Raw genomic sequence first — 26,133 nt, 5'->3', positions numbered from 1 at the left:
CGGCGGCTGCGCGGCGAAGAACTTCTCCACCTGCGCGCGGCGCAGCTGGCGTTGCACCACCACCTGTCCTGCCGCATCCACGCCGTGCACCTGAAACACATTCTTGGCCAGATCGATTCCAAATCTGATAACTTGCATGACGGACGGTCTCCTCCGCTGGGGTTTCAACACGGCCAGTTTGGCACATTCGATGCCGCAAGGGGCCGTCCACCCATCATTCTAGGGCGAGCGGGAAGCGAAGCGTACCGCGTGGACCCTAGAATCCATGCCGTGACGTTTAGGCGTTGCAGCGGTTACAGAATCTTCTGCACCGTCGCATTCCTCGGCAGAAGTCATGGCATGGATTCTAGGGTCTGCGCGCGTCGCTGCGCTCCTTGCTCCGCCCTAGAATGACGACGTCACCGGAGTTCGCACAGCCGGAAAGCTGACTGTAACGCCGAGACCCGGATTGCGGTCCTCGAGCGTTATCGCGGCGCCATGCAGGTCGGCCACCGCCTTGACAAGGCTGAGGCCCAGGCCGCTGCCCGGCGTCGTGCGGCTGGCATCGAGCCGATAGAGCCGGCGGAACACTTTCTCGCGCTCCTCGGCGGGAATGCCCGGGCCATTGTCGCGGACATGAATGAGGACGTGGTTGCCTGCCTTGGTCACCGAGAGCTCGATCGCGGTGCCCGGCGGGCAATGCCTGAGCGCGTTCTCGACCAGATTGGCCAACATCTGCATGAGCAGGTCGCGGTCGCCATGCACGTACCATTTCGTATCCGGAACGATCACGGTGGACAGAGACTTGCCGTCGTCCTCGGCGACATCGGCATAGACTTCGCCGATGGTCTCGACGACCGGCCCGACATCGAGATCGACGAAGCGCGCCTTGCGGGCGCCGGCTTCGATCTGCGCGATGCGCAGCAAAGCGTCGAACGTGCTGTTGATCTGCTGGCTCTCGGCGCGGGCGTCGGTCAGCTCGGTCGAGACATCCTCGCCCGACACCGTCTTGTCGGCGGCCGATTCCAGGATCATCTGCAACCGGTTGAGCGGCGTCTTCAGATCATGGGCGATGTTGGCGCTCACTTCGCGCATGCCGTCGACCAGGGCAGACAGGCGCTCGAGCGCGGAATTCACCTGGGCCGAGACGGCGTCGATGTCGTCGCCATTGCCGATCAGCGGGATGCGGGCGTCGAGCCGCCCATGCGAGACGTCGACCATGGTGTCGGCGATGCCGTCCAGGCGCCGCTGGACGCGCGAGGCAAGCATGGCGCCGCCGCCGATCGCCAGGACAGTGATGAAGAGCGTGGCCCAGCCGAAGCTCATCAGCACGATGGTTTCGAGATCCTCGGTTTCCGAGAGCGAGAAGGCGACCGTCAGCTTGCTGTCGCCGACCGTTCCTGAGTAAGCGCGGTATTCGGTATGGGGCGGGACACCCGGCAACTCGGCAGCGAACATCGAAAAACCCTCCGGTAGGCCGGAAGCGGTGAAATCCCCAGCGAGGCGGTTGCCGTTCCGATCGGTGAGGGAAAAGATCTGGTCCTTGTCCTGGCTGAACTGGGCATGGTCCCTGACGGTTGAAACGAGGTCTTCCTCGTCGCCCTCGGCATGGGTCGCCGCAATGAGCGAATAGGTCTCCTTGATCGACTGATCGAGCTGCCTGGCCAGCGAGGCGCTCATCAGCTGATAGACGATAGCGCCGGACAGGATGAAGGCCAGCAGGAACAGGAAGGCGAAGGTCAGCGCCAGCCGGAACGGCGTGCTGCGCAGCAGGCTGGAGCGCGTCCCGCTCATGCGATCGCGCCGGCGGTTGGCCGCCCCGCGATTGCGGAGGCAAGATCAGGCCGGGACATGCAGGCTGTAGCCGGTATTGCGCACGGTGTGGATCAGCGGCACGTCGAACGGTCTGTCGACCTTGGCCCTGAGCCGGCTGATATGCGTCTCGACGACACTGGTCTTGGGGTCGAAATGAAAATCCCACACGCGCTCGAGCAGCATGGTTCGGGTGATGACGCGGCCCTCGCCGCGCATCAGCACCTCGAGCAGGCTGAACTCGCGCGGCTGCAGGTCGATCGGTTGGCCCTGCCTGGTGACGCGGCGCTGGATAAGGTCCATTTCGAGGTCGGCGACGCGCAAAGTCGTCTTCTGCTCCTGCGCAGCCGGCCGGCGGCCGAGCGCATGGATGCGGGCAAGCAGCTCGGAAAAGGCGAAGGGCTTGACCAGATAGTCGTCGCCGCCGGCTTCGAGGCCCTCGACGCGGTCGTCGACGCCGCCGATCGAGGTCAGGAAAATAGCCGGCGTACGGATGCCGGCGGCGCGCACCGCCTTGATCATCGACAGGCCGTCGAGGCCGGGCACCATGCGGTCGGCGACGATCACGTCATAGGCGTTGCGGGTCGCGGCGAAGAGCCCGTCATGACCGTCGCGTAAGAGATCGCAGACATGGCCGGCCTCGGTCAGTCCCCTGACGATATAGTCCGCGGTTCTCGGATCGTCTTCAACAAGCAGAAGTCGCATCGCCCAGTGCTGTCCTTGCCGCCTCAACCATTTGTTTTTACGAGCTTTCGGACCGAGTGCCGCTTCACATTTTTGCGAGAGACAGCCGATATCCATCGCGGGCCGACGAGGGCAGTCGCGAAGAACCGGGCGGCCGGCGGTGAGAGCGACCTCATGGTCGTCCCGCGCTCGCGCCCAGCGTGAGGAGAAGCTCGTCCAGTTGCCCGAACGTCTCGCCCATCGCATCGGCCGCCCCGGTGCCGGCAGCGTCGAGAGCTTCTTTCGAGGGATAGAGCTCGTGCATGACCAACAGCGTCTTGCCATCCTTTTCCTCGAAGGTCACCGTGGTGACGGGTCCACCGTCGCCGCCTTCGTCGTTGGTCCAGGCGAGGCGCGAGTACGGTACCACTTCGATATACCTGCCGAAGAACTCAGCGGGGTTCGAGGCGTCGTGGCCGAACGCCAAACGGTACCCGCCCCCGACGCGAACATCCATCTCGCAGGAACGCAGGATCATCCCCATCGACTTCGGCGCCCACCACCGCTTGAACAGTTCGGGCTTGGTCCACGCCTCGAACACGATGCGCGCCGGGGCGTCGAAGGTTCGCGTAACGACCAGCTCACGGTCGGACCTCCGTTCTACCGTCGTGCGAGCAGGCTCACTCCGTTGTGCCATCGACTTCCTCCTTCCGTTTCAGGTCCTCGACAACCCTGTCCAGCTCTTCGAAGCGTGCGTCCCAAAGCCGGCGGTATCTCTCGATCCAAGCCGCCTCTTCCTCCAGTCCGCGCAGGCCGAGCCTGCACGTCCGCACCCGCCCGGCTTTCCGGGTGGTGACGAGCCCCGCCTGTTCCAAGACGCCGACGTGCTTCTTCATGCCCGTGAGGGTCATGTGGAATTTCTCGGCAAGGTCCGTGATCGAGGCTTCCGCGCGTCCGAGCTGCTCCAGAACGCCGCGCCGTGTGGCGTCCGAGAGCGCGGCGAACGAGACATCGAGGCTGGGTTTCGAATACTGAACCATTTGGTTCAGTATCTAACGCATCGATGAGCGGCGCGCAAGGGATAGCGGGCGTGCTGCGCCGCCGACCGCCTCCGCCCGGGCCCGTCTCGCTGCTGCAACTTATGGTGAATGTCGACATGCTCTAGTTCCCCGGACAGGGATTTTGAAAGGTTGGCGTTTGTCTTAGGGCAAGATTTCCGTTCACTTCGGTGAAATCAGCGCAAACGCCGGGGATTGGTTGAAGCCGCCCAACGTCATCATTCTATGGCGGAGCAAGGAGCGAAGCGACGCGGCGCAGACCATAGAATCCATTCCGTGACTTGGAAGCGCCGCCTCGGTGCAGAATTTTGCTCCGTTGCACGCCTTGGCGAAGGTAACGGCATGGATTCCAGGGTCTTCGCGACGGAGCTTCGCTCCTGCTCCGCCCTGGAATGACGGTCGCGATGGGCGTTTCGGCCAATCTCCAACGCATGCCACCTGCCAACACAAACAGAGCCGACCGGTCAAAATCCTGTGCGGCGCCTCTAGTCGAGGAGCGCCAGCTCGTCTTCGTCGATCAGCTTTCTCAGCGTCATATGGAGAACGATGGCCACGATGCAGCCGAGAAAGGTCAGGCTGGTGAAGGTGACGCCGAAGCCCAGCCCGCCATATCCGGCCGGATGCGAGAGCAGGTCGCCGAAGGAGGCGCCGAACGGCCGGGTCAGGATATAGGCGAGCCAGAAGGCGAGGACGCTGTTCAGGCCGAGGAAGAACCAGGCAAAAGCGATCGCCGCGATCACGCCGCCGAAGATGAGGCCGGTGGCGAGATAGCCGATATCGAAGCGCTCGGCCACCAGATCGCCGGCAGCCGTGCCGAGCGAGAAGGTGAAGAGGATCGCCAGCCAATAGAAGATCTCGCGCCTGGCGGTAAAGATGGTGTGGATCGAGAGGGTCCTTTCGCTGGCGTACCAGACCGCGAAAGTCAGGGCTAGGGCGACCGAGAAGACGATGGTCGTCGTCTCCAGCCGCACGCCGAAATCATCGACGAGGTTGTCGGCGACCAGGGTGCCGACGACGCTGATCAGCACGACCGCGAGCCAATAGGCCCAAGGTACATAGCGTTTCTGCGCAAACTGCAGGACGAGCGCGACGATGAGGATGCCGCCCATGATCAAGGACGTGACGGTAAGGCCGAGGCCGATATTGACGGCGAGGTAGTCGGCCGCCGTCTCGCCCATGGTCACCGCCATGATCTTGATCAGCCAGAAATCGATCGTGACGTCCGGGACGCGGTTGGGCGCGAGGCTGTCGGCTTGAGAGATCATGGCGCGATCCGTTGTTCGTTCGAGCCACCTCGAATTCCGTATGGCGGCGACGCCCAAATTAAGCAGGCGAATTCACCGCGGCCTGTCCGCGTTCTTACAAATTCGTAAGATTGGCCAAAAACATCCGCGGGGCCTCGCCATCACGCGGCAGAGAAGCTAGACAAGCTTGGCGCGCCTTCTTGGCGTCGGAACGGTGAGAATGGCCTACACATCCCTCAAATCGGCGCCGAAGGCGTTCGACCAGCACAAGCGCCTGATCGTCGTGCAGGCGGCCGCGGTGATGGCTATCGTCCTGTTGCTGTTTTCCAAGCCGTTCCTCAGCGAGGGCTCGAACGGGCACGAGCTGATGGAGACGGTCGGCTTCGGCCTGGTGCTCGTCTGTTTCCTTGGTCGGCTGTGGAGCATCCTCTATGTCGGCGGCAAGAAGAACAACGAACTGGTCGTCGCCGGCCCGTTCTCGGTGACCCGCAATCCGCTCTATTTCTTCTCGACCCTCGGCGCGACTGGAATTGGGCTGATGTTCGGGTCGGTGCTGGCGGCCGTCATGCTCGGCCTGGCGAGCTATCTCGTCTTCCGCTTCACCGCGCGTAAGGAAGCCGAATACCTCGCCGGCAAGTTCGGCGCGGCTTATGCGGCCTATGCCAACCGCACGCCGCGCTTCTGGCCCAACCCGCTGCTTTACCACGACGAGGCGCAGTGGCTGTTTTCGACGATGGCGTTGCGGAATACGTTTCGCGACGGGCTCTATTTCCTGGCTTTGTTTCCGGTGATCGAGGCGGTCGAGTATTTGCGCCTCAGCGGCGACCTGCCGACGCTTTTCACGGTTTATTAGTTGGGCGGCGGGCCATGCCGGCACGCAGCATGCCTTGGAGACTAGCCGAAATGCCCATCGCTATCGTCATTCTATGGCGGAGCAAGGAGCGAAGCGACGCGCGAAGACCATAGAATCCATTCCGTGACGTCGAGGCGTTGCCACGGTGTAGAATTCTGCTCCGCTGTGCCCTTCGATCAAGGTAACGGCATGGATTCCAGGGTCTTCGCGACGGAGCTTCGCTCCTGCTTCGCCCTGGAATGACGAGGTTGAGAGGCTTCCGCCAGTCTCCAGCGTTTGCGCTGCGTTTCCACGGCCAAAGTCACGGAATGATCCTCGGGTCTGCGCTCCGCTTCGCGTCGCTACGCTCGTGGATGACGAGGTTCGGGCGGCTCCACCGATCTCCAGCGGTTGCGCAGCTTCACCTGAATGAACGCCGATTAACGCGTCCTGCCGCGCGCGGCGCGGCGCGTGCTCTGCACGAGAATTGCCAGGCAGCCGGCGAGAAGCAGTAAGCCGCCGATGAGCGGCGGCAGCGCCAGCAATTTTACCGCCGCGGCGATCAGAGCGATCAGGATCAGCGTCAGCAGCGCAAGGCTGCCGTCGTCGACGAACATGCCGACGAGTTCGTTGAAGACCAGACGGATCATCGGACTACTCCTTCGGCGGGCGCCGGGTAGGCGCCGCGCAGCCAGCGCACGATGGCGAAGGATGCGGCGGCAATGACGACGAAGATGGCGAGCAGAGCGAGGTCGGCGCCCGGCCACTCGGCGCCGAGGCCTTCGCCGGTCCAGAACACGCCGAAGCTGGTCAGCATCAGGCCGACGACGAATTTCAGCGCATTCTCGGGCACGCGGGCCAAAGGACGATGCACGGCAAGGCCGATCAGCATCACCAGCACGAAGGCCGCCAGCGCGCCGAGGCCGGCATAAAGCGTCTGGCCGTGCGCGGCGCCGACGGCAATGACGATGAACACCACTTCGACGCCCTCGAGCAGCACCGCCTTGAACGACGCGACGGCCGCCAGATACTCGGCGCGGCGGTCGGCGGCCTGCCGCTGCAAGGCGGCCGTCTCCCTGGAAAAGGCCTGCTCCTCGTCATGCAGCGCGATCACGCCGACGCTGCGCAGGATCGCCTTTCTCAGCCAGCGCATGCCGAACAGGATCAAAAGCACGCCGACCACGAATTGCAGGACGGTGATGGGGACGAGCGCCAGCAGCGGCCCGAATGCCAGCACCAGCGCCGCAAGCAAGATGAGCGCCAGGGCCGCGCCGGTCAGGGCCGGGCGCCAGCTGCGCGTCACGCCGACGGCGAGCACGATAGTGAAGGCTTCGACCACTTCGACGAAGGATGCCAGGAAAGAGGCCGTTACGGTGGAAAATATGGGGGTCAGGCCATGCATGCAGGCTTCGTCCAATGCTCGGGAATCATCGGGTAGCGTGAACGATACAGCGCTTTGGCGGCGCAGAGAATGCCAGGGATGAGGCGATCGGCGCCGCCTCCGGCCCAATCACGCCCTGACGCGAGGGCGGACATTCGCAGAACGCATTGACGGTCTGTATCCGTTCGGTGTCCGTTGTATCGCAGCACTGCCCTGGCTATCTGCTGGAGCAACAAGAAGTTCAAGCGGTCGATGGGCCGCTCCAGCAGGAATGGAGCCATGAAGAAGATCGGATTTCTGTCGTTCGGGCATTGGTCGCCCTCGCCGCAATCGGGCACGCGCTCGGGCGCCGACGCGCTGCTGCAGTCGATCGACCTCGCGGTCGCGGCCGAGGAGCTCGGCGCCGACGGCGCCTATTACCGCGTCCACCATTTCGCCCGCCAGCTCGCTTCGCCGTTTCCGCTGCTTGCCGCGGCCGGCGCCAGGACCAAGCGTATCGAGCTCGGCACCGCCGTTATCGACATGCGCTACGAGAACCCGCTCTATATGGCCGAGGATGCGGGCGCCGCGGACCTGATTGCCGGCGGGCGTCTGCAGTTGGGCATCAGCCGCGGCTCGCCCGAGCAGGTGATCGATGGCTGGCGCTATTTCGGCTACGTGCCTGAAGAGGGCAAGAGCGATGCCGACATGGCGCGCCGGCACTCGGAGATATTCCTCGACCTGTTGCGCGGCGAAGGCTTCGCTCAGCCCAATCCGCGGCCGATGTTCCCCAACCCGCCCGGCCTGCTCAGGCTCGAACCCTTCTCGGCGGGCCTGCGCGAACGCATCTGGTGGGGCGCGGCCACCGACGCCACGGCCGTGTGGGCGGCCAAGCTCGGCATGAATCTGCAAAGTTCGACGCTGAAGTTCGATGAGACCGGCGAGCCGCTGCATGTCCAGCAAGCCAAGCAGATAAGAGCCTACCGCGCCGCCTGGAAGGAAGCCGGCCATGCCAGGGAGCCGCGCGTCTCGGTCAGCCGCAGCATCTTCGCTCTCGTCAACGACATGGATCGCGCCTATTTCGGCGGCAGCGAGGGCGAGGACCATTTTGGTTATATCGAGCCGGAGAAGCGCGCCGTGTTCGGCCGCACCTATGCCGCCGAGCCGGATGTGCTCATCGAGCAGTTGAAGGAGGACGACGCGATCGCCGAGGCCGACACGCTGCTGCTCACCGTGCCCAACCAGCTGGGCGTCGACTACAACGCCCATGTCATCGAGTCGATCCTGAAGCATGTCGCGCCGGCGCTGGGCTGGCGGTGACGCTTGATCCAGCCGCGGCCGACCCGGGTCGCGGCCGGTAAATTTTTTTCGACAGTCGAGAATCCTTTTCATCCGCCGTCTCGTCTTGGCAGGGCGAGGCGTTTTGCCGGGCGGATTCGGCCGGCCGTGAAAAGGAAAGACGGATGATATTGGTGACGGGCGCGACCGGCTTGAGCGGTCAGATAATTGTTCGTGAGCTGGCGCAAAACCATGTGCCGGCGAGGGCTTTGGTAAGAAGCGCTCACAAGGCGTCGGCCGCCGGTCTCGACAAGCTGCCGGGCATCGACGCGATCGAAGGCGACATGCGGGCTGGAGACGATGTCAAGACCGCGCTTGAGGGCGTCACGCGGGTGTTGCTGATCTCGTCGGGGACACCGGATATGCGCGAAACGCAATGCAACTTCATCGATCTGTGCCGGCAGGCCGGTGTCCAGCATGTCGTCAAATTTTCCGGAGCTGAGTCCGGGATCGGGTTCGATCCGGCCAAATTCCGGTTCACGCGCATGCATGAAGAGATCGAAGACCATCTCGAAGCGGCAGGCCCGGCATGGACGCATCTTCGGCCTTCGCAGTTCATGCAGGTCTATCTCAGGGAGGCTTCGACCATAAGCCGGGACGGCGAGTTGCGGTTGCCCTTCGCCGGCATTGAGCTTGCGCCGGTGGCCATCGAGGACATCGCGAAGGTCGCCTGCCGGCTGTTGCGGGACGGCGGCCACCAGGGCGAGAGCCTGGACATGACAGGGCCGGAAGCGCTGACGATGCACGAGCTGGCTGAACGGATATCGGCCGCGATTGGAAGGCCGGTGAGATATGTCCCGGTCAGCTGGGAAGAACGCCGCCGCACGCTGCTCGGTAGCGGTGCCCCTGCGGATTTTGTCGATGCGCTTGGCGAGCAGTTGCAAGAGCGTCTTAGGCGGCCGAAGTCCCGCGTCCATCTCGCCACGCACGACGCCTTCGGTGTCCGGCCGACCAGTTTCAGGGAGTTCGCCCGGACTTACGCACGGGCATTTTTCGGATAGGATTTCACGCGCTCACCTTCAACCAAGTGGTTGAAGACGCGGATGAATGCGGCCAACCCTCCAGTCGGGGGCTGCTCCTGATATTGACACTTTCCAAATTCGCGCTCTACTCTCCGGCGTAATCGGTTACGTAACCGATTACGGCTCAATCAAGTGGAGGAGACTAATGAGCAAGATTTCGAACACGCATGGGCTTGGCTCGTTCTCGCGCCGCCAATTCCTTAAGACCAGCGCCTTGGCCGCCGGCGCGCTCGCTTTGCCGCTCGGGCCGGTTCTCGCCGCCGACAAGCCGAAGGTCGGCCTGGTCATGAAGTCCCTGGCCAACGAGTTCTTCAAGCAGATGCAGGCCGGCGCGGAGGAGTATGCGGCGAAGAACAAGGACAAGTTCGACTTCGCCGCCGTCGGCATGAAGGACGAGCGCGACTTCGCCGCGCAGGTCGACGCGATCGAGAATTTCATCACCCAGAACTACAACATCATCGTCGTCGCGCCGGCCGACTCGAAGGCCATGGTCACGCCGATCGCCAAGGCGCTGAAGGCCGGCATCAAGGTCATCAACATCGACGTGGCGCTCGACACCGAGGCCAAGAAGAAGGCCGGCATCGACCTCGCCTTCTTCGGTCCGGACAACCGGGCCGGCGCCAAGCTGGCCGGCGACGCGCTCGGCAAGGCGCTGGGCAAGGGCGGCAAGGTCGTCATCCTCGAGGGCAATCCCGAGGCCGACAACGCCAAGCAGCGCAAGCTCGGCTTCGACGATTCGGTGAAGGAGTACAAGCTGAAGCTGCTCGACTCCAAGACCGCGCATTGGGAAACCGAGGAAGCCAACACGCTGATGACCAACTTCCTCACCCAGCATCCCGACATCCAAGGCGTGATGGCGGCCAACGATTCGATGGCGCTCGGCGTCGTCAAGGCGATCGACGCTGCCGGTAAGTCCGGCCAGATCAAGGTCGTCGGCTTCGACAACATCCCGGCCGTCGGTCCGCTGCTGAAGGAAGGCAAGATGCTCGCCACCGTCGAGCAGTATGGCGCGAAGATGGCGGCGATGGGCATCGACTACGGCCTGCGCGAGCTCGCCGGCGAGAAATTCTCCGGCTGGGTCAAGACCGACGTCAAGCTGGTCACGGCATGAGGAGAGCCTAGGCGCCGGCACTCCCTTCCGGCGCCAGGCTTTGTCTCTCTCGTCACCGCCGCCGCCAGTTCCGGCGGCGGTGACGAGCGTCCGCGCCGCTATCGTCGCCGACGGGCACGGTTTAGGATTCTGCCGCCCATGGATGCGATTCTCTCTCTTGAAGGGGTCGGAAAGACCTTTCCCGGCGCCATCGCGCTGAGCGAGGTGTCGCTATCGATCGCGCGCGGCGAGACCCACATCATCCTGGGCGAGAACGGCGCCGGCAAGTCGACGCTGATCAAGCTGCTCGCCGGCATCTACCAGCCGGATTCGGGCTTGATCGCCTTCAACGGCCAGCCCTACCGGCCGAAGACGCCGCATGACGCGCAGCAGAGCGGCATCCGCGTCGTGCATCAGGAGCTGAACCTGTTGCCCTATCTCAGCATCGCCGAGAATCTGATGCTGGAAAACCTGCCGCGCCGCGCTTTCGGCATCGTCGACCGCAAGGCGCTCAACAGCCGCGCGCTGGTGCTGCTCAAGGAAGTCGGCCTCGACATCGATCCGCGCATACGCGTCGAGGCGCTCGGCGTCGCGCAGATGCAGCTGGTCGAGATCGCCAAGGCGCTGAGCTACGACTCGAAGCTTCTGGTGCTGGACGAGCCGACGGCGACGCTGACGCCGCCGGAGATCGAGCGGCTGTTTTCCATCATCAAGCGGCTGAAGGCCAAGGGCGTCACCATCATCTACATCTCGCACCGGCTGCATGAGGTGTTCGAGATCGGCGACCGGGTGACCATTTTGCGCAACGGCAGACTGGTCGCGACGCGCGACCTGCACGGCCTCACCGTGCCCGACCTGGTGCGCATGATGATCGGCCGTGACATCGCCGACGAATATGGTTTCGACGCTTCGATCGTGCTGGGCAAGGTCGCGCTCAGCGTCGCCAATCTGAAGCGCGACGTCTCCACCCCGGACATCTCCTTCGCCGTGCGCCATGGCGAGATCCTCGGCGTCGCCGGCCTGGTCGGCAGCGGCCGCACGGAAGCGATGCGGGCGCTGTTCGGCGCCGATCCGAAGCTCGACGGCGTCGTCGAGATCGACGGCAAGCCGGTGGCGATCGCCGCGCCCAAGGATGCGGTGCGGCATGGCTTGAGCCTGCTCACCGAGGACCGCAAGGGCCAAGGCCTGCTGCTCGACATGGCCGTCGACAAGAATATTACCATCACCGATCTCAGCAAGATCTCGCGCAACGGGCTGCTCAACCGAAAGACGGAGGCTGCGGCCGCCAACGATCTCGTCGGCCAGCTGCGCGTCAAGGCGAGCTCGATCGAGCAGGCGGTGCGCAATCTCTCCGGCGGCAACCAGCAGAAGGTGGTGCTGGCCAAATGGCTGTTCCGCGGCACCTCGACGCTGATCCTGGACGAGCCGACGCGCGGCGTCGACATCGGCGCGCGGCGCGAGATCTACCAGCTGCTGTGGATGCTGGCGGCGCGGCAGAAGGGCATCATCATGGTGTCGTCCGATCTGCCTGAATTGATGGGCATGTGCCACCGCATCATCGTCTTTTCGAAAAACAAGATCGTCGGCGAGGTGCCGCGATCCGACTTCGACCAGGAGCGCATCCTGTCGCTCGCCTATCAGGAGTATGTGCGACCATGAGCGAGACGTCCGAGATAGCCGTGGCGGCGCCTGTTTCTCCGGGCCGGGCGAAATTCCTGCGCTTCCTGGTGCGCGATGCCGGTGTGCTCTTGGCGCTGGTGCTGATCATGCTGTTCTTCTCGGCCACCGCCCCCTATTTCGCTACCTCCGGCAACGCGCTGAAGATCTTCGTCCAGATCGCCATCAACACGGTGCTGGCGGCCGGCATGACCTTCGTCATCCTCACCGGCGGCATCGACCTTTCGGTCGGCTCGGTGCTGGCGCTGTGCACCGTGGTCGGCGCCACCGTCATGATCAACGAGAGCCTGTCGCCGGCCGCGGCAATCACGCTGGCGCTGCTTGCCTGCATGGCGACGGGTGCGGTGTGTGGCTTCCTCAATGGCTGGATCTCGACGCGCTGGAAGATCCCTTCCTTCATCGTCACGCTGGGCATGCTCAACATGGCGGCGGGCGCCGCGCGCGTGGTCAGCGACAATTCCACCATCACCGGCCTTCCGCAGAGTTTTGTCGATTTCGGCAACCTGATCATCGGCGGCTTCCTGCCGTCGATCTTCCTGGTCGCGGTGCTGGTGATCGCCGCCGGCTGGTTCGTGCTGCGCTTCACCGTCTTCGGCCGCATGATCTTTGCCGTCGGCACCAATGATGAGGCGGTCCGGCTGTCGGGCCACAATCCGGATTTCTACAAGGTAGCCGCCTTCACCATCAGCGGGCTCACCGCCGGCATCGCCGCAATGGTCTATCTGTTGCGCCTCAACATCGGCAGTCCGATCGCCGGCGTCGGCTATGAGCTCAATGCGATTGCCGCCGTCATCATCGGCGGCACCAGCCTCAGCGGCGGCAAGGGCTCGATCATCGGCACGCTGGTCGGCGCCTGCATCCTGCAGGTGCTCTCCACCGGATTGCAGCTGCTCGGCGTCGGCGACAATTTCAAACCCATCGTAATCGGCCTTGTCATCGTGCTCGCGGTCATCCTAGACGCGTATCGGGAGAGGCTGTTGCGGAGAATCCGCTGAGGGGAACGGGCCATGACGACGATCGCCGATGTTGCGCGCCATGCGGGGGTGTCCGTCGCCACCGTCTCGCATGTGATGAACCATACGCGTCACGTCGAGCCGGAAACGGCCGAGCGCGTGCGCGCCGCGATCGCGGCGCTGCGCTACAGCCCGAACTCGGTGGCGCGCAGCCTCAGGCGCGGCGAAACCAAGACCATCGGTCTTTTGCTCCCCGACAATTCCAATCCGTTCTTCGCAAGCGTGGCGCGGCAGATCGAGGACGCCGGCTTCGTTTCCGGCTACACGGTGATCCTGTGCAACTCCGACGGCAATGCCGAGAAGGAGGAGCGCTATCTCTCGGTCTTGATGGCCAAGCAGATCGACGGGCTGATCTTCGCCGGCTCGTCCGACCATGCGCGGGTGTTCGCCCGCCTCTTGCCCAGCGTGCCGGCGGTGCTGCTCGACCGCGAGATCCAGTCGGTCAATGTCGATTCGGTGCTGGTCGACCACGACCATGGCGGCTATCTCGCCGGGAAATACCTGGCCGGGCTCGGCCACAGGAAGATCGGCGTCATCGGCGGTCCGCGCGATTCGAGCTCCAGCCCGGCCCGCCTGCGCGGTTTTGCCCGCGCGCTTGGCGAGGCAGGCGTGGAGCTGCCGGCGTCGTCGATCGTCGATTCCGACTATCATTTCGCCGGCGGCCGCCTGGCGATGGATCAGTTGATGGCGCAGGCGTCCGGCATCACCGCGGTGTTCGCCTGCAACGACCTGATGGCGATGGGCGCGGTCACCGCGCTGCGCTCGCGCGGCATGCACGTTCCCGACGACATGTCGATGATCGGCTTCGACGACATCCCCTACGCCGTCACCACCTGGCCGCCGCTGACGACGATCGCGCAGCCGGTGGAAAAGATCGGCACGCTGGCGGTGAGCCTGCTGCTCGAGAGGCTGGGCGAGCCGGAAGCGCCTTCAAGGCGCGAGGTGCTGGCGCCGGTTCTGGTGGAGAGGGAAAGCTGCGCGGCACGGGGGTAGCCTGGCAATTGTCGATGCGGGCGCTGCCCCGCTCCGTCTCGGCGCTGCGCGCCGATCCACCTCTCCCCCATTTCATCCACGGCATGCACATTTCCAAGCGGCCGGCTTTTGGCGATAGCGTGCATGGCAGCGCGCTGATCGACCCCCACTCCGTCTCGGCTTCGCCGAGCCACCTCTCCCCCGATCGACGGGGTAGAGGAAAGGGGCCAAGCTTTTTGCCGTCAACGCCAGTCCAGCAACGCTCCCTTCCTTTCCCTCCGGAGGGGGGAAAGGTGGCGCTGCGAAGCAGCGACGGATTGGGGGAACCACCTGGCAATCAAGCCTCAGGTCGATCAGTCGCGCCAGTCACAGAAGATGTGTGCATAGCGTAGCCCGTTTCTGGGGAGAGGAAACGCTAATCACCGAGGGCACGGCCTTCGCAAGCTTGGGTTCCTCGCCCCCGCCAGAGGCGGGGGAGAGGTGGCTCGGCGAAGCCGGGACGGAGAGGGGAGCGCCCTATGCGATTATCCCGCCGTATGAAATCGCCTCAACGAACTCCCTCACGCCGCCGGCTGTATGGCCGCCCTCTCCAGCATGCCGAACAGGTCGCGCGGCTCGTCGGGGTCGGCGAGCAGGTCGAGCTCCTCATAGAGGCCGGTGGCCTGGAGCTGGTCGCGGACGTAGCGCAGCGCGGAAAAATCTTCCGTGGCAAAGCCGACGGAATCGAACAGCGTGATCTGCTCGGCCGACTTGCGGCCCTCGGCCTTCCCGGTCATCACCTGCCACAGCTCGGTCACCGGATGATCGGCGTCGAGCTGCTGGATCTCGCCCTCGATGCGCGTCTGCGGCGGGAACTCGACGAAGATGTCGGAGCGCAAGAGGATGTCGCGGTGCAGCTCGGTCTTGCCGGGGCAGTCGCCGCCGACGGCGTTGATGTGGACGCCGGAGCCGACCATGTTGTCGGTGAGGATCGTGGCGTACTGCTTGTCGGCGGTCACCGTGGTGATGATGTCGACGCCTTCCACGGCATCCTGGCCGGTCGAGCAAATGGTGATATCAAAACCCTTGCCGGCGAGGTTGCGGGCGCATTTTTCCGAGGCCGAGCGGTCGATGTCGTAGAGCCGCAGCCGGTCGATGCCGATGAGCGCCTTGAAGGCAATGGCCTGGAATTCGGACTGGGCGCCATTGCCGATGATGGCCATGGCGCGCGAACCCTTCGGCGCCAGGTATTTGGCGGCGACGGCCGAGGTGGCGGCGGTGCGCAGCGCCGTCAGGATGGTCATCTCGGTGAGCAGCATCGGATAGCCGGAGCCGACATCGGCGAGCACGCCGAAGGCAGTGACGGTCTGGCGGCCCTCGCGCATGTTCTTCGGGTGGCCGTTGACATATTTGAAGCCGTACATCTTGCCGTCGCTGGTCGGCATCAGCTCGATGACGCCGTCATGGCTGTGCGAGGCGATGCGCGGCGTCTTGTCGAACAGCTCCCAGCGGCGGAAATCCTCCTCGATATAGGCGGCGAGCTCGGTGAGGAAGCGCTCGACGCCGATGGCGAGCACCAGCTTCATCATGCGGTCGACGCTGACGAAGGGAACGATGGCGAGGCGCGAAGGCTGGGTCATGATCAGAGGCTTCCGGAATGGCTGCGGGTCGGGCGGTCCATGATGCGGCGGCCCATCAGGCTGGCGGTGAGGTCGACCATCAGGGTGGCGGTGCGGCCGCGCTCGTCGAGGAACGGGTTCAATTCGACCAGGTCGAGGCTCGAGACGAGGCCTGAATCGGACAGCATCTCCATCACCAGATGCGCCTCGCGGAAGGTGGCGCCGCCCGGCACGGTGGTGCCGACGGCGGGCGCGATCGAAGGATCGAGGAAATCGACGTCGAGGCTGACATGCAAGAGCCCGTTCTCCTTCTCGACACGGGCCAGGAAGGCGCGCAGCAGCGGCGCGATGCCGTGCTCGTCGATGGCGCGCATGTCGTGCACGGTGATGCCGGCTTCAGTGAGCGCGCGGCGCTCGGCCGGGTCGACGCTGCGCAGGCCGATGGCGCAGATGCGGGCCGGGTCGACTGCTTGCGGCAGATCCGGGAAATAGCCCTTGAAGCCGGCCTGGCCGCTGGCATAGGCGAGCGGCACGCCGTGCAGATTGCCGCTGGTGGTGGTGTCGAGCGTGTGGAAATCGGGATGCGCGTCGAGCCACAGCACGAAGAGCGGCCGGCCGCGCTCGGCGGCGCGGCGCGCCACGCCGGACACGGTGCCGGCGGAGATCGAATGGTCGCCGCCGAGGAAGATCGGCATGGCGTCCCGCGACGCCGTGTAGGCGGTCTCGGCGATCGCCGCCGTCCAGGCGGAGATCTCCGGCAGCGCCTTCAGCGCGAGATTGCCGTGCACCACCGGGCGCGCCGCGGCCTTCTCGACCGCGCCCCAGTCCTCGACCTCATGGCCGAGCTCGGCCAGCACCGAGACCAGCCCTGCCGTGCGCAGCGCGCTCGGCCCCATTTCGCATCCCATCCTGCCCGCGCCGTCCTGCACCGGCGCGCCGACGATCCTGCAGCGCATTTTTCTCACCTTGCGATTGATTGGAAGAGTGAACCATCAGCCGCTGGCGGTTTGAACAGCGAAAATTGGCATTTCGAGAAGACTAATCTATCATATTGACCAGATGATTTGATCGAAATGGAAAGCCATGGACGCTCTCGACGAGAAACTGGTGACGCTGCTGAGGCACGATGCGCGGCGCAGCGTATCCGACCTCGCCATCGATCTCGGCGTGTCGCGCGCCACGGTCAGGTCGCGGATGGAACGGCTGGAAAAGTCCGGCGAGATCATCGGCTACACGGTGGTGCTGCGCGCCGACGCGGTCGATCAGAAGATACGCGGCGTGATGACGATCGAGATCGAGGGCCACGCCGCCGACCGCGTCGTCAAGGCGCTCGGCGGCCTCGCCGAGGTCTCGACCATCCACACCACCAACGGCCGCTGGGACCTGGTGGTCGAGCTCGGCACCGCCACGCTAACGGATTTCGACGCGGTGCTGCGCCGCATCCGGCTGATCCCCGGCATTACGGGGAGCGAGACAAGCCTGCTGCTGGCGACGCCGAGGACGACGCGGGCGCGGCTGGCGTAGCGGCAGGATCGGTGACGGCAGCGCCAAGGCGTGAAGCGGTTCGGCGATCTTGCGAAACGCCGGGCCGCTTCAGGTCCTTACTTCGTGCGATGCGGGCCGAAGGCGACGGCGCCGGGCCACGATCCGGCTTTCCCGGAATTGCTCCATGACTGCCGCATCGCACCGCTCATGCAGGCGGTCAGCCGTTCGGATAATAGCCGCCGTCCGAGCCGTCGCCCATATAGATTCCCTGGCCGGTAACGTTTCGGAGCCGCTGGTCCAGCTCATTGACCCGCCCGATCGCAGAACGGCCGCCGGCGGGCTGGATGCTATCGGCCTGCCGCATCAGGTCGCGGGCCTGTTCCTGCGTGATCTTGCCGGCCTGCCTGGCCGCACGGATACCTTGCTTCACGCCAAGCAGCTGCTGCGTCGCGGCTCTCGCTTCGGGCTCCGCCGGCACCGACGCCGTGGTCATTGTGTCGACCTGCGCCCTATGGTGGCGGTGCACGGCATAGGCGCTCGAAAGCGGTATGGCCGCGAAGATCGAGGCGGCCGCGATGAGTTTTGGGGTGAAAGAACGCATGATGACATCTCCTCGTGATGGAGGAAGCGGCAAGACCGCTTTTTCCGAAAACGGGCCGTCCGGTCGCGTCGTGTCGCGGTGCTGGCCATTCGCCGCCGGCGGATCTCGGCCCAGAAACGACATATAGAAAGCCGCCCCGGTGTTGAAACGGAGGTGGAACGCAAATGTTATCCGATGTGATCTGGGGTTGAATCGCCGATGCGCGGTCGGCGAGGCGGGTCGCCGAGGCCGGGCGCCTTCAGGCGACGCTGGCGAATGGGACCGGCCAATCGACGGCCTGCCCGATTGGCTCGGCATTGCCCTGGTCGGCAAGGTGCTCGGCTTCGCATTGCGTCAGCCCGATCAGCAGCCGGCCTGCTATCTCCGCCGGGAGATCGGAAACCAGATCGCAGACAAGCCAGTCGTCGCAGGGATCCTGCATTGCCGCGAACCTCATGGGCGCTCCTTGTTTTAGCGCAAGCTAAATTTCCGACGATGCCCAATCGTTCCATCGCGGGGCGATCAAATATCGAGAAAGAGGTACGGCCGAGCGCGGCACCGAGAGGAATTCATTTGCCTGCCCCGCGAGCTGCTGCGCCTCCTCGCGAGTCGGGCCAAGCAGCAGCATGTCCGGTATTCGCGCCGGGAAACCGGACCGCAAATCAAACACCATCCATTGGCCGCACGGATCCTGTAAGGCTGTGAACCTCATGGCCGACGTCTGTTCTATCTTGCTTTGACGCAATTCCGAACGGAAGGCTACGGCGAAGTCGCCGAGCATAACCGCTCACACTTTCCTGGAATTGCTCCAGCTATGCCCCAACGTAACGACTTGCGGGAATGCCTCCCGCGAGACTGCCCGGCCGGATTAATTCCAGCACTTTCACACAACATATAGTTGTCGGGCGCCCGGCAAAAGAGGCTCTACAGTCCCTTCGGCATGCGACTCAAGTCTGATGGGCAGCGGATACTTTCCGGAAGGCGGACGCTACGCGAAGGCAAGGCCGTCAGGATGCAATTTGCGCCCTCGCCTGCCGAGCCTTTTCTCAACCGCTCTTCATGATCGGGCACCGCCGTCATGGTTGCTGGTCCTTCGACGCGGCGGTTGATCGCTCTGGAACACCACAAAGCTTCCAAAAACGGCTGCGAGCGCTCCAAACATGATCAGCCAATCGGCAAGAATCATCGTGCGCATTGCCGCGATGGAGGGAGCGGTCCAAAGCCGACCCGCCTCGAACTGAGCACCGCTCAACTCGTCAAGGTCGAGATAGGGGCATTTCGATGCGAAGACCAGCTGAGCCTCCGGAGTGCAGATAAACCCTTTGACACGATTTTGCTTGATGGCCGGTATCTCGAAGACAAAAAGCGAAAACAAGACTGAATACAGAACGCATGCAGCCACGAACACGCCAGCGCCAATCAGCACCGTGCGGTTCGTTCTCTTTCGAAGCGAAGCTCTCAGCAGTTGGTAGACCAGAACGAGAACGAGCAGACCCACCAATGCCGTGAGCAACTGCACGCCGGGCGGCCAAGGCGGGGCGAAGCCCGCCAAACTGGTCATGAAGGGCAACGCGGCCGTCGCAACTGCCCAACCCAGGAGAGCCGTATATTCCTTGAGCAGATCACGAAAGCCTTCAAGGCCGCTCATTTTGACGGCTTTCGGATCGTCAGGTGTTCCTGCTCACGATTCGCGAATTTGAGCGCGCCTGTTTTTAAACTTCCGTCGGGCCAGCTTGCGCGATATCGGTAGTCGCCAATCACGTTCACAATGTTGTCCGGCGCCTCGCGCCATCTGTCGCATTGCTTCTCATTGTCCGGGTCGAGCTTCTGCACCTTGCAGAGTCGATAGAAAAATTCCGGTATCCAAACCACTCGGCCGTTGGACGGGATTGTACGGACATGCACCGGCCATTCTCCATCACCGCAATCCGTCAAATAAATCAGATCAGGCAATTTCTTCTTGGCGCTTGCTCGATATTTTTCGGCCTCGGAAAATACCTGTTTATGAAACTTGTCGAGCAAGTCGTAGAAATCACTTGTGTCGATGGCGTCGTAATCGGGATTGCGAGCGAAAAATGCGATGGCGGCGGTTTCAAATTGCTGTATCGGCCGGTCCGCAACGGAGGCCGGATAACCTGCATGCTTCAAAGCTTCGACCATGGATACCGTTGATTGGGCCGTCAGCAAGAGACCCGCCACCGGTTCATTTCTTTTGCTGCGCACCATCGTGCGCCCATCCTTGCCGAAAGAAGCGAGATAATGGTCGGGACTAACGACGTCGCAATCCACTAGGTTGTATCCGCCATTCGCGGCCTCACCATAGTCGGTGTTATAGATGTATATGGACTTCACCGCCGCCTTAAATATTAAATACTGCTGCCTAGGATTTTCCAGCACCTTTTCGGAGGAGGTGGCGGCCAACGCCGAGCTTGAATGAACAAGAGTCATGGCGAGCAAAAATGCGGCGCATCGACCAAGTTTTTCCAAGCGATTCAAAGCCATCAGCAGCCCCCAAGGTTTAGAAAATGCCTTTAGCGCTCTACAGATGCGAACAAATTGATGAGATTGCGCTCAATAAAGTGACGCCGATGCACTTACGATAGCTAATGCTGTCGCCGTCAGTCAAGTCTCACTTGTTAATCTACTGACGCAGGGCAGTTAAACGCCGAACACAGGGAAGCTAAACAACTGTTTTATACGGAATAATTGGCGTGCTTAACGAGGCCGCCATAGTCGGATAGCGAGATAGTCGCTATCGGCTGTCGCGCTGCCGGATCGGAACCGCGGCCACGGCGTAATCACCGGCCGGCGCCATGAGCGTCCAACATTTGTGTCGGTGGCAAAAATGAAAAAGGCCGGATCGATCCGGCCCTTTTTCATAGCGCTTGCTTCCTTGAAGGAAACTGGAGCGGGTGAAGCGATTCGAACGCTCGACCCCAACCTTGGCAAGGTTAGAGAGAGGCTACTCCACAGTATCCGCTAATATCCGATAGCACGATAACATGTTGATAATACTTGACGTTATTTTCGGTCGTTCGCTAAGGTAGCCTGAGCTTTTTCTTCTCGGTGTTGACCAGGTGTTGACCAGGTGTTGACCAAGAGGGGTCTTGAGGAGATCATTCTGTGGCAAAGCGCGTCGGCGTAGCTCTTACGAAACGGGTGGTTGATTCCGCCGATAAGAGAGACCAGCGGTATTTCATTTGGGACAGCGAACTGGCCGGCTTCGGCCTTCGGGTCGAAACTAGCGGGGCCAAGACTTTCGTCGTCCGGTACCGTGCCGAAGGCGGTGGTCGATCGGCAGCCCAGCGCTTCGTAACGATAGGTAGGTTTGGCCCTCTCACTCCCGAACAGGCGCGCAAGCAGGCGAAAATTGTTCTTGGTGGTGTAGCCAAGGGTGAGGATCCAGCGGATGAGCGCCGCTTGAAGCGGCGTGAGATGAAGATCGTCGGCTTGGTCGACCTGTATGAAGAGGAAGGCTGCGTTATTCAGCGCGGGCAGCGGCAAGGTCAGGCAATGAAGCCGTTGACCAAGCAACTCACGCTGGCACGCCTGCGCAACCATGTTGTACCTTTGCTCGGACATAAGCGCGTCAGCGAATTGAATGCCGGGGACATCGAACGATTCGTCCGCGACGTCACCGCTGGAAAGACGAATCGAGACGAAAAGGTCGGCCCCCGAAAACGCATCATTGTACGAGGCGGTGAGGGAGCCGCTCGCAAGGTCGTGCGGGACTTATCGGCTGTTTTCAGTTTCGCGATCCGTAGCGAAATCGTCCAGAGGAACCCTTGCGAGACGGCAGCCGTCCGCAAGACGGACAACCAGCGAAAACGCTTCCTCGCGCTTGACGAGGTGACGCGTCTCGGGTCGGCTCTGGATGAGCTGGAAGCCGAAGGGGTCAATTCAAAGGCGGTCAATATTGCACGGCTCTGGGCGTTGACTGGCTGCCGACGAGAGGAGATTGCGTCGCTCAAATGGACCGAGGTAAATCTCAGCGAGGGGCTTTTGGAACTCGACGACAGCAAGACGGGCAAATCAATCCGACCGCTAGGAGCTGCCGCTGTCACGCTGCTCGAAGGCCTGCCACGTGAGGCAGGCAGCGATTTCGTATTCCCAGCGGAGCGAGGCGACGGCTATTTCCAGGGCACCAAGCGTATCTGGGCAAAGGCTATCAAGAAGGCGAAGCTTCCCGGCGTTACCCCTCACACGCTTCGGCATACGATCGGCTCGACCGCGATCTCAACAGGTGAAGCGCTGGCACTGACGGGTGCGATTCTGGGTCATTCGAACCCGCGTTCGACGGCTATCTACGCTCACGTGCAAAACGATCCGTCCCGTCGTGCCGCCAATCGAGTGACGAAGAAAATTGCTGCCGCGCTCGCCGGACGCAACCACGCGTCGCACAAGCCCCTCAGGAAATCGGCAGCGCGGGATGGTTTGACCGACCCTGATGAGTTCACTCAATTATTGTCCACTCGCCTCTTGGTCGAGGGAATCGATCTAGCGCGTGTAAAGGCTATCGTGATGGACGTGATGGCCGCGCGCGAAGCTGGTCCCGCCAACGATGGCATGCAGCCTGCAACCTAACTTGTTGTCAAAAATTTATGGGTATGAGACAACGTTGTGACCGAGGGAGACCGTCGCATGGAACAGCGAATCGCTGAGGCAAGAGATGCATTGCTGCGGCATATCCGCAAAGAAAACCGAGCCATTGATCCCAAGCGGCTCGTCGAGCTTCTCACGGCGGACGGATACTCGCGCCGAGAGGTGCAGGCTGCATTGCATCTAGCCATGAGCCGTAATCAGATTCGTATCGACAGAGAGATGCGTTTCTTCAGGCCAGGCAAAACTTTGCAGGCTGCTTAAGCCACGAATGGCATCGCGTGAATGGACGGATGCGGCTCGGAGAAAGCGCCTCCACAGCACACCTGAAAAAGACCAGCGAAGACCATTTGAAGTCGACCGCGATAGAATTCAGTATTCTTCCGCGTTGCATCGTCTCGCCGGCGTTACTCAGATCGTTAGGGTAGGCGAAGCCGATGTGTTTCACACCCGGCAACAACACACGTACAAGGTAGCCCAGGTCGGGAGAAGGCTCGCTCAAAATTGTATCAATGCCGATCCCAAGCTCGCGAAGAAACTGGGCGTTGATGTCGAGGTGGTGGAGGCTGCTTGCCTCGCGCACGATTTGGGTCATCCTCCATTCGGGCATGCTGGAGAAAGCAAACTCAACGAACTAGTGGAGGCCAAGGAAGATTCTGACGGGTTCGAGGGCAATGCTCAAACTTTTCGAATTTTGACCAAGCTGGGCGTTCGATATCCCGACTGTCTCGGATTGGATTTGACCCGCGCCACCCTTGCGGCTTGCTTAAAGTACCCTTGGACGCGAGATCCAACAAAGCCAGAAAGGAGGAAAAAGTGGGGTGCCTACACCGTCGATCAAGCCGACTTTGATTTCGCGAGAAAGTACCAAGACCACGCGTTCCAAACTACCGAAGCCGCACTGATGGATTGGGCCGATGACATCGCCTATTCAGTTCACGATCTGGAGGACTTTCATAGGGTCGGAGCAATACCCTGGAACCACATCCTTAATGAAGGCTCCCAAGATATCATTCGCAAGACTCATGAGGTCTGGTTCGGGGCTCCGATTGACGCACTTGCGCAATTGAACAAAGGGTTCGACCGCCTAGCACTCGTGCTTAACACCACCTTTAGTGTGCTCCTAAATACCACTTATGAAGGTTCTCGCGAGCAGCGAGTGGCGCTTCGCAGCCTGACATCCTTCCTAATTGGACGCTTCCTAACAGCCGCGAAGTTGACCGAAGGGGGAAACGGGCTACATATTCCGTTGGACACCTTAGCTGAGGTCAAACTTCTAAAGCAGATTACCAAGCAGTATATTATTTCGAATCCTTCTTTGATAGCTAAGCAGTTAGGACAAAAGAGGGTAATAGCAGAATTGTTCAATATATTATGGGAGAATTCGGAAAATGGTTGCCCAAACTTTCTGCCTGTTAGATTAAGGTACATTTGGGAAATTGGTGAAGGACAAAGAGCCAGATTTGCAGCTGACTGCATCGCAAGCTTGACTGAGCATGAAGTTATGGCGCTGCACGCGAGGTTGTGTGGCCTCTCTGGTGGATCCGTCCTGGATCCAATCGTACGATAAGCGGTTGGGCGCTCCTTAGGAAATGCCCGGCGACGGGCGACTCAGGTGCCTGTCATACTCGGTTTGTCCCACGCTACGTGTCGATCTCCCGACACCATTCGACACGGCCGTGTCTGAACCAAAAATGTGACCTGCAATCCTTCTTTCGCCAGACGGAAGGGTGAAGGCTTGCAGTGCCATCCCGATGCCGAGTGAGACGCCAGCATGGGCGTTCATCCGGAAGCAGGTTCATGTGTAGGACGCGACGGCAGCCGCAAGGACACAGCATCGCCGCCTGTTCTTCAAACCCGTCGTCCTCAACGACATAGATGGTTTTCCGCTTTAGCCTTTTTGGGAGGGAATCCCGCGCAATCACCGTGCGATATGGCGGACGCAGCCATTGATTGAGGCGCGCCCTCGCCCCCTCAAGAAAGGACTGAAGCCAGTTCAAGATGGCGGGCATCGGGCCAATTCCATGATGCCGAGTAGCGGAGTTGTGTCGCCGATACCCACGGTGCCACCCAAAATATCGCAGATGCCTTCCTCGGGATCGCTGATCAGTTCCATGCTGGCAAGGCTAAATGTCACGCTCGCATAGTTCGAGTTGGGTTCTTCCCGGAAGGGATGGACGCGGGCCAGGAACTCATCAACGGCGAGTGCAGAGGCGAACATATTCACGCTGATGACAGCGGGCCGATGCGCCACGATGCCTCTGATGTATCCGTCTTCGACCTGGCGCTCATGAGCGTGCGGGTCGTTACGACGGAGCCCGGCCGCGGCAACGTCGGCCATTGTGAACAACCGACGGCTCATCAGGCTGGAGCGACCAGGCCGCAGATAGTTGACGGTGCCGCAAACTTCTCGGATGCGGCCCCTGCCAAAACCATCCCTTACGGCGTCGAGACGGACGCCGATATCGAAATACGGGATCGTGTAGTAGGAGGCGAGCGCATTTAGGAGATAGCGACCGTCGATCGTGTCCATGCAGCCAAATATCACGTCGCACTGGGCGACCTCACGGACGACGTCAGGGTGCCAGAGGTTCTTCGCCACTCGGATGATACGCGTACCAAGCCCGACCCGTTCGGCAGCATCGGCCAGCACGTCGACCTTGCTGCGCCTGTCCTTCACATCCTGTATCGTCGAGTTCAGGATCCGATTGATGTTGCGGTCCTCCATGTGATCGTCATCGACGATGACGATCTCGGCCGCACCGAGCCGCAAAAGTTGCTCGACGGTTGGGCTTCCCGTACCGGAGGCCCCGACAACGGCAAAGGACAAGCGGCGCAACCGCTGGATCGTGCCTTCGTCGAAAGCCTGCGCATGAGACGCGACGAAATCGGGCAATATGGCACTACCCGTGTCGGCGTACCAAAAATGGAGATCGTCGCCCGCGACCGAGATGCAATCGATCGGCGCAAAATTGCCGTCGCCCAAAAGGACTCGGCCGAACATCTGGCCGTAGGGCAGCATGACGGCACTGCCGTGCGGAATGTCCGCTTCGACCCATCCGCGGATCATCGGCAGGAGGCGGGCGTCGCCCTCGTCATCAATTCCGGAGAACGCGCCATAGCCAGTCGGATGGCTGTGGACCTTGACCACAGAAAGCCTTTCGGCCCCGGCCCGATCCAGCATCGGCGCAATATAATCGGGTGGCCAGGTGACCCGCATCGGTGTGCGTTCGGAGCAGTCGTCGTAGGGAATTCCGTGGATTTCCCGGACTACGAGACGATGGCTGCGGTCGCCTTCGCGCCGCCCGCAAAGCAGTATCGCCACGACCTCTTTGCCATCTCCGGGAAACAGGAAGCTCATCAGGTGGGCATGCTGATCGCCTGAGAATGCAAGCGCTATGCGAGGGGGCATTTTTCGAACTCCCGCTCCAGCCAGTCTTCGATCAGGATGATGTGCGTCCCTAGATGGTCGCGCCCGATCTTCCAGGGGTTCGCTCCAGTACGGTGACGAGACCAGCGTTGGTATGACTTCCCGTCGAGCGGCTGCTGCACCTCCGTTGCGCCGATAGGCTTGCCGTCGATCCGCGCGAGGGCTGGAAAGAAATACACCATGTTGAGCTCGGTGTTCGGATATCCGGTCTCGATACGGATCGCCGCGGTGACGCGCGCGTGGTTGTAGCCGTGTGGCGTCGGAAAATCGTGGATGAGCACCCACTGGGAGCCATCCACGATCGTTTCCCACGGCAGTTCGTACTCCTCGAGAAACTCTCGGTCGACGGGGAGCAGGTCGAACTGGCGACGGAGGGTCATG

General features: G+C 62.1%; 28 protein-coding genes, 1 tRNA gene and 1 pseudogene. 11 read left to right on the top strand and 19 right to left on the bottom strand.

Annotated elements, in window-relative coordinates; all coding sequences use genetic code 11:
• The 6 genes and pseudogenes from FJ425_RS32165 to FJ425_RS24010 all read right to left on the bottom strand — a co-directional run.
• A pseudogene (locus FJ425_RS32165) lies at positions 1–138 on the bottom strand (IS110 family transposase); the annotation flags it as partial.
• 246 nt (positions 139–384) lie between these two features.
• Positions 385–1,773 carry a HAMP domain-containing sensor histidine kinase gene (locus FJ425_RS24030; RefSeq protein ID WP_140636593.1) on the bottom strand — a complete coding sequence of 463 codons (1,389 nt, stop codon included), beginning with the start codon at positions 1,771–1,773 and terminating at the stop codon, positions 385–387.
• Positions 1,774–1,818: 45 nt separating this feature from the next.
• The gene (locus FJ425_RS24025; protein WP_140636595.1) at positions 1,819–2,496 is read right to left on the bottom strand and encodes a winged helix-turn-helix domain-containing protein; all 678 of its coding nucleotides are present in this window, start codon (positions 2,494–2,496) and stop codon (positions 1,819–1,821) included.
• Between the two features lie 151 nt (positions 2,497–2,647).
• Complete coding sequence (locus FJ425_RS24020; RefSeq protein ID WP_140546516.1) at positions 2,648–3,151, bottom strand: SRPBCC domain-containing protein; 504 nt, start codon at positions 3,149–3,151, stop codon at positions 2,648–2,650.
• Positions 3,135–3,494 (bottom strand): metalloregulator ArsR/SmtB family transcription factor, encoded by a 360-nt coding sequence (locus FJ425_RS24015; RefSeq protein ID WP_140546515.1) that lies wholly within the window; start codon positions 3,492–3,494, stop codon positions 3,135–3,137. Before FJ425_RS24015 ends, FJ425_RS24020 begins: the two co-directional genes overlap by 17 nt.
• A gap of 503 nt (positions 3,495–3,997) precedes the next feature.
• Positions 3,998–4,777, bottom strand: coding sequence for a hypothetical protein (locus tag FJ425_RS24010; RefSeq protein WP_140636597.1), 780 nt, complete (start codon positions 4,775–4,777; stop codon positions 3,998–4,000).
• A 199-nt stretch (positions 4,778–4,976) separates the two neighbouring features.
• Between FJ425_RS24010 and FJ425_RS24005 the strand changes: the two genes are divergently transcribed.
• Entirely contained in the window at positions 4,977–5,609 is a 633-nt protein-coding gene (locus tag FJ425_RS24005) for an isoprenylcysteine carboxylmethyltransferase family protein (RefSeq protein WP_140636599.1), read from the top strand.
• A 419-nt stretch (positions 5,610–6,028) separates the two neighbouring features.
• On the opposite strand, the gene FJ425_RS24000 is transcribed toward FJ425_RS24005, so the two are convergent.
• Positions 6,029–6,238, bottom strand: a complete 210-nt coding sequence (locus FJ425_RS24000) for a hypothetical protein (RefSeq protein WP_140636601.1) — start codon at positions 6,236–6,238, stop codon at positions 6,029–6,031.
• Complete coding sequence (locus tag FJ425_RS23995) at positions 6,235–6,990, bottom strand: COG4280 domain-containing protein (RefSeq protein WP_140636603.1); 756 nt, start codon at positions 6,988–6,990, stop codon at positions 6,235–6,237. The genes FJ425_RS24000 and FJ425_RS23995 overlap by 4 nt, the downstream gene beginning before the upstream one ends.
• Before the next feature lie 258 nt (positions 6,991–7,248).
• Here FJ425_RS23995 and FJ425_RS23990 point away from each other — a divergent pair, with 258 nt between their 5' ends.
• The 6 genes from FJ425_RS23990 to FJ425_RS23965 all read left to right on the top strand — a co-directional run bounded on the left by FJ425_RS23990 (position 7,249) and on the right by FJ425_RS23965 (position 14,081).
• On the top strand, positions 7,249–8,268 hold the full coding sequence (locus tag FJ425_RS23990) for an LLM class flavin-dependent oxidoreductase (RefSeq protein ID WP_140636605.1): 1,020 nt from the start codon (positions 7,249–7,251) through the stop codon (positions 8,266–8,268).
• Positions 8,269–8,411: 143 nt separating this feature from the next.
• A complete protein-coding gene (locus FJ425_RS23985; protein ID WP_140636607.1) occupies positions 8,412–9,287 on the top strand; it encodes an SDR family oxidoreductase in 876 nt (291 codons plus the stop codon).
• A 166-nt stretch (positions 9,288–9,453) separates the two neighbouring features.
• Complete coding sequence (locus FJ425_RS23980; RefSeq protein WP_140636609.1) at positions 9,454–10,419, top strand: sugar ABC transporter substrate-binding protein; 966 nt, start codon at positions 9,454–9,456, stop codon at positions 10,417–10,419.
• 138 nt (positions 10,420–10,557) lie between these two features.
• Positions 10,558–12,057, top strand: coding sequence for a sugar ABC transporter ATP-binding protein (locus FJ425_RS23975; RefSeq protein WP_181165069.1), 1,500 nt, complete (start codon positions 10,558–10,560; stop codon positions 12,055–12,057).
• A complete protein-coding gene (locus FJ425_RS23970; protein ID WP_140726497.1) occupies positions 12,054–13,070 on the top strand; it encodes an ABC transporter permease in 1,017 nt (338 codons plus the stop codon). Before FJ425_RS23975 ends, FJ425_RS23970 begins: the two co-directional genes overlap by 4 nt.
• A 12-nt stretch (positions 13,071–13,082) precedes the next feature.
• Positions 13,083–14,081: a substrate-binding domain-containing protein gene (locus FJ425_RS23965; protein ID WP_140636615.1), complete on the top strand. Its 999-nt coding sequence runs from the start codon at positions 13,083–13,085 to the stop codon at positions 14,079–14,081.
• 539 nt (positions 14,082–14,620) lie between these two features.
• Here FJ425_RS23965 and FJ425_RS23960 read toward each other — a convergent pair.
• Together FJ425_RS23960 and rocF are read right to left on the bottom strand one after the other, a co-directional pair.
• Positions 14,621–15,679, bottom strand: coding sequence for an ornithine cyclodeaminase (locus tag FJ425_RS23960; RefSeq protein WP_140636617.1), 1,059 nt, complete (start codon positions 15,677–15,679; stop codon positions 14,621–14,623).
• Between the two features lie 2 nt (positions 15,680–15,681).
• Complete coding sequence (gene rocF / locus FJ425_RS23955; RefSeq protein ID WP_140636618.1) at positions 15,682–16,614, bottom strand: arginase; 933 nt, start codon at positions 16,612–16,614, stop codon at positions 15,682–15,684.
• A 127-nt stretch (positions 16,615–16,741) separates the two neighbouring features.
• Between rocF and FJ425_RS23950 the strand changes: the two genes are divergently transcribed.
• Positions 16,742–17,182, top strand: a complete 441-nt coding sequence (locus FJ425_RS23950; protein WP_095769871.1) for an Lrp/AsnC family transcriptional regulator — start codon at positions 16,742–16,744, stop codon at positions 17,180–17,182.
• A gap of 178 nt (positions 17,183–17,360) precedes the next feature.
• Here FJ425_RS23950 and FJ425_RS23945 read toward each other — a convergent pair whose 3' ends face one another.
• The 6 genes from FJ425_RS23945 to FJ425_RS31695 all read right to left on the bottom strand — a co-directional run bounded on the left by FJ425_RS23945 (position 17,361) and on the right by FJ425_RS31695 (position 20,703).
• The gene (locus FJ425_RS23945) at positions 17,361–17,744 is read right to left on the bottom strand and encodes a hypothetical protein (RefSeq protein ID WP_140636619.1); all 384 of its coding nucleotides are present in this window, start codon (positions 17,742–17,744) and stop codon (positions 17,361–17,363) included.
• A 238-nt stretch (positions 17,745–17,982) separates the two neighbouring features.
• The gene (locus FJ425_RS23940; protein ID WP_140726495.1) at positions 17,983–18,180 is read right to left on the bottom strand and encodes a hypothetical protein; all 198 of its coding nucleotides are present in this window, start codon (positions 18,178–18,180) and stop codon (positions 17,983–17,985) included.
• Between the two features lie 24 nt (positions 18,181–18,204).
• Positions 18,205–18,504 carry a hypothetical protein gene (locus FJ425_RS23935; RefSeq protein ID WP_140726493.1) on the bottom strand — a complete coding sequence of 100 codons (300 nt, stop codon included), beginning with the start codon at positions 18,502–18,504 and terminating at the stop codon, positions 18,205–18,207.
• Positions 18,505–18,780: 276 nt separating this feature from the next.
• Complete coding sequence (locus FJ425_RS23930) at positions 18,781–19,371, bottom strand: hypothetical protein (protein WP_140726490.1); 591 nt, start codon at positions 19,369–19,371, stop codon at positions 18,781–18,783.
• Positions 19,368–20,225, bottom strand: a complete 858-nt coding sequence (locus FJ425_RS23925; protein ID WP_140726488.1) for a hypothetical protein — start codon at positions 20,223–20,225, stop codon at positions 19,368–19,370. The genes FJ425_RS23930 and FJ425_RS23925 overlap by 4 nt, the downstream gene beginning before the upstream one ends.
• Positions 20,226–20,627: 402 nt before the next feature.
• Positions 20,628–20,703 (bottom strand) — tRNA-Gly (locus FJ425_RS31695).
• A 143-nt stretch (positions 20,704–20,846) separates the two neighbouring features.
• Between FJ425_RS31695 and FJ425_RS23920 the strand changes: the two genes are divergently transcribed.
• The 3 genes from FJ425_RS23920 to dgt are packed head-to-tail and all read left to right on the top strand — an operon-like array spanning position 20,847 to position 23,892.
• Entirely contained in the window at positions 20,847–22,307 is a 1,461-nt protein-coding gene (locus FJ425_RS23920) for a site-specific integrase (RefSeq protein ID WP_140726485.1), read from the top strand.
• 57 nt (positions 22,308–22,364) lie between these two features.
• Positions 22,365–22,586: a hypothetical protein gene (locus FJ425_RS23915; RefSeq protein WP_140726483.1), complete on the top strand. Its 222-nt coding sequence runs from the start codon at positions 22,365–22,367 to the stop codon at positions 22,584–22,586.
• Between the two features lie 7 nt (positions 22,587–22,593).
• Entirely contained in the window at positions 22,594–23,892 is a 1,299-nt protein-coding gene (dgt, locus tag FJ425_RS23910; RefSeq protein ID WP_140726480.1) for a dGTP triphosphohydrolase, read from the top strand.
• A 73-nt stretch (positions 23,893–23,965) separates the two neighbouring features.
• Here dgt and FJ425_RS32495 read toward each other — a convergent pair whose 3' ends face one another.
• The 3 genes from FJ425_RS32495 to FJ425_RS23895 all read right to left on the bottom strand — a co-directional run bounded on the left by FJ425_RS32495 (position 23,966) and on the right by FJ425_RS23895 (position 26,132).
• On the bottom strand, positions 23,966–24,160 hold the full coding sequence (locus FJ425_RS32495; RefSeq protein ID WP_246677993.1) for a DUF6527 family protein: 195 nt from the start codon (positions 24,158–24,160) through the stop codon (positions 23,966–23,968).
• Between the two features lie 158 nt (positions 24,161–24,318).
• On the bottom strand, positions 24,319–25,683 hold the full coding sequence (locus FJ425_RS23900) for a ThiF family adenylyltransferase (protein ID WP_140726474.1): 1,365 nt from the start codon (positions 25,681–25,683) through the stop codon (positions 24,319–24,321).
• A 35-nt stretch (positions 25,684–25,718) separates the two neighbouring features.
• A complete protein-coding gene (locus FJ425_RS23895; protein ID WP_140726471.1) occupies positions 25,719–26,132 on the bottom strand; it encodes an E2/UBC family protein in 414 nt (137 codons plus the stop codon).
• Position 26,133 lies beyond the last annotated feature (1 nt).

The organism is Mesorhizobium sp. B2-7-2, assembly GCF_006440775.1.
Classification (GTDB): Bacteria; Pseudomonadota; Alphaproteobacteria; order Rhizobiales; family Rhizobiaceae; genus Mesorhizobium.
This window is presented reverse-complemented; position numbering and strand designations above follow the sequence as displayed.

Excerpts from the sequence above, each read along its gene's own strand:
- FJ425_RS24030 (WP_140636593.1), bottom strand. The coding sequence starts at position 1,773 with ATGAGCGGGACGCGCTCCAGCCTGCTGCGCAGCACGCCGTTCCGGCTG.
- FJ425_RS24025 (WP_140636595.1), bottom strand. The coding sequence starts at position 2,496 with ATGCGACTTCTGCTTGTTGAAGACGATCCGAGAACCGCGGACTATATC.
- FJ425_RS24020 (WP_140546516.1), bottom strand. The coding sequence starts at position 3,151 with ATGGCACAACGGAGTGAGCCTGCTCGCACGACGGTAGAACGGAGGTCC.
- FJ425_RS24015 (WP_140546515.1), bottom strand. The coding sequence starts at position 3,494 with ATGGTTCAGTATTCGAAACCCAGCCTCGATGTCTCGTTCGCCGCGCTC.
- FJ425_RS24010 (WP_140636597.1), bottom strand. The coding sequence starts at position 4,777 with ATGATCTCTCAAGCCGACAGCCTCGCGCCCAACCGCGTCCCGGACGTC.
- FJ425_RS24005 (WP_140636599.1), top strand. The coding sequence starts at position 4,977 with ATGGCCTACACATCCCTCAAATCGGCGCCGAAGGCGTTCGACCAGCAC.
- FJ425_RS24000 (WP_140636601.1), bottom strand. The coding sequence starts at position 6,238 with ATGATCCGTCTGGTCTTCAACGAACTCGTCGGCATGTTCGTCGACGAC.
- FJ425_RS23995 (WP_140636603.1), bottom strand. The coding sequence starts at position 6,990 with ATGCATGGCCTGACCCCCATATTTTCCACCGTAACGGCCTCTTTCCTG.
- FJ425_RS23990 (WP_140636605.1), top strand. The coding sequence starts at position 7,249 with ATGAAGAAGATCGGATTTCTGTCGTTCGGGCATTGGTCGCCCTCGCCG.
- FJ425_RS23985 (WP_140636607.1), top strand. The coding sequence starts at position 8,412 with ATGATATTGGTGACGGGCGCGACCGGCTTGAGCGGTCAGATAATTGTT.
- FJ425_RS23980 (WP_140636609.1), top strand. The coding sequence starts at position 9,454 with ATGAGCAAGATTTCGAACACGCATGGGCTTGGCTCGTTCTCGCGCCGC.
- FJ425_RS23975 (WP_181165069.1), top strand. The coding sequence starts at position 10,558 with ATGGATGCGATTCTCTCTCTTGAAGGGGTCGGAAAGACCTTTCCCGGC.
- FJ425_RS23970 (WP_140726497.1), top strand. The coding sequence starts at position 12,054 with ATGAGCGAGACGTCCGAGATAGCCGTGGCGGCGCCTGTTTCTCCGGGC.
- FJ425_RS23965 (WP_140636615.1), top strand. The coding sequence starts at position 13,083 with ATGACGACGATCGCCGATGTTGCGCGCCATGCGGGGGTGTCCGTCGCC.
- FJ425_RS23960 (WP_140636617.1), bottom strand. The coding sequence starts at position 15,679 with ATGACCCAGCCTTCGCGCCTCGCCATCGTTCCCTTCGTCAGCGTCGAC.
- rocF (WP_140636618.1), bottom strand. The coding sequence starts at position 16,614 with ATGCGCTGCAGGATCGTCGGCGCGCCGGTGCAGGACGGCGCGGGCAGG.
- FJ425_RS23950 (WP_095769871.1), top strand. The coding sequence starts at position 16,742 with ATGGACGCTCTCGACGAGAAACTGGTGACGCTGCTGAGGCACGATGCG.
- FJ425_RS23945 (WP_140636619.1), bottom strand. The coding sequence starts at position 17,744 with ATGCGTTCTTTCACCCCAAAACTCATCGCGGCCGCCTCGATCTTCGCG.
- FJ425_RS23940 (WP_140726495.1), bottom strand. The coding sequence starts at position 18,180 with ATGAGGTTCGCGGCAATGCAGGATCCCTGCGACGACTGGCTTGTCTGC.
- FJ425_RS23935 (WP_140726493.1), bottom strand. The coding sequence starts at position 18,504 with ATGCTCGGCGACTTCGCCGTAGCCTTCCGTTCGGAATTGCGTCAAAGC.
- FJ425_RS23930 (WP_140726490.1), bottom strand. The coding sequence starts at position 19,371 with ATGAGCGGCCTTGAAGGCTTTCGTGATCTGCTCAAGGAATATACGGCT.
- FJ425_RS23925 (WP_140726488.1), bottom strand. The coding sequence starts at position 20,225 with ATGGCTTTGAATCGCTTGGAAAAACTTGGTCGATGCGCCGCATTTTTG.
- FJ425_RS23915 (WP_140726483.1), top strand. The coding sequence starts at position 22,365 with ATGGAACAGCGAATCGCTGAGGCAAGAGATGCATTGCTGCGGCATATC.
- dgt (WP_140726480.1), top strand. The coding sequence starts at position 22,594 with ATGGCATCGCGTGAATGGACGGATGCGGCTCGGAGAAAGCGCCTCCAC.
- FJ425_RS32495 (WP_246677993.1), bottom strand. The coding sequence starts at position 24,160 with ATGCTGTGTCCTTGCGGCTGCCGTCGCGTCCTACACATGAACCTGCTT.
- FJ425_RS23900 (WP_140726474.1), bottom strand. The coding sequence starts at position 25,683 with ATGAGCTTCCTGTTTCCCGGAGATGGCAAAGAGGTCGTGGCGATACTG.
- FJ425_RS23895 (WP_140726471.1), bottom strand. The coding sequence starts at position 26,132 with ATGACCCTCCGTCGCCAGTTCGACCTGCTCCCCGTCGACCGAGAGTTT.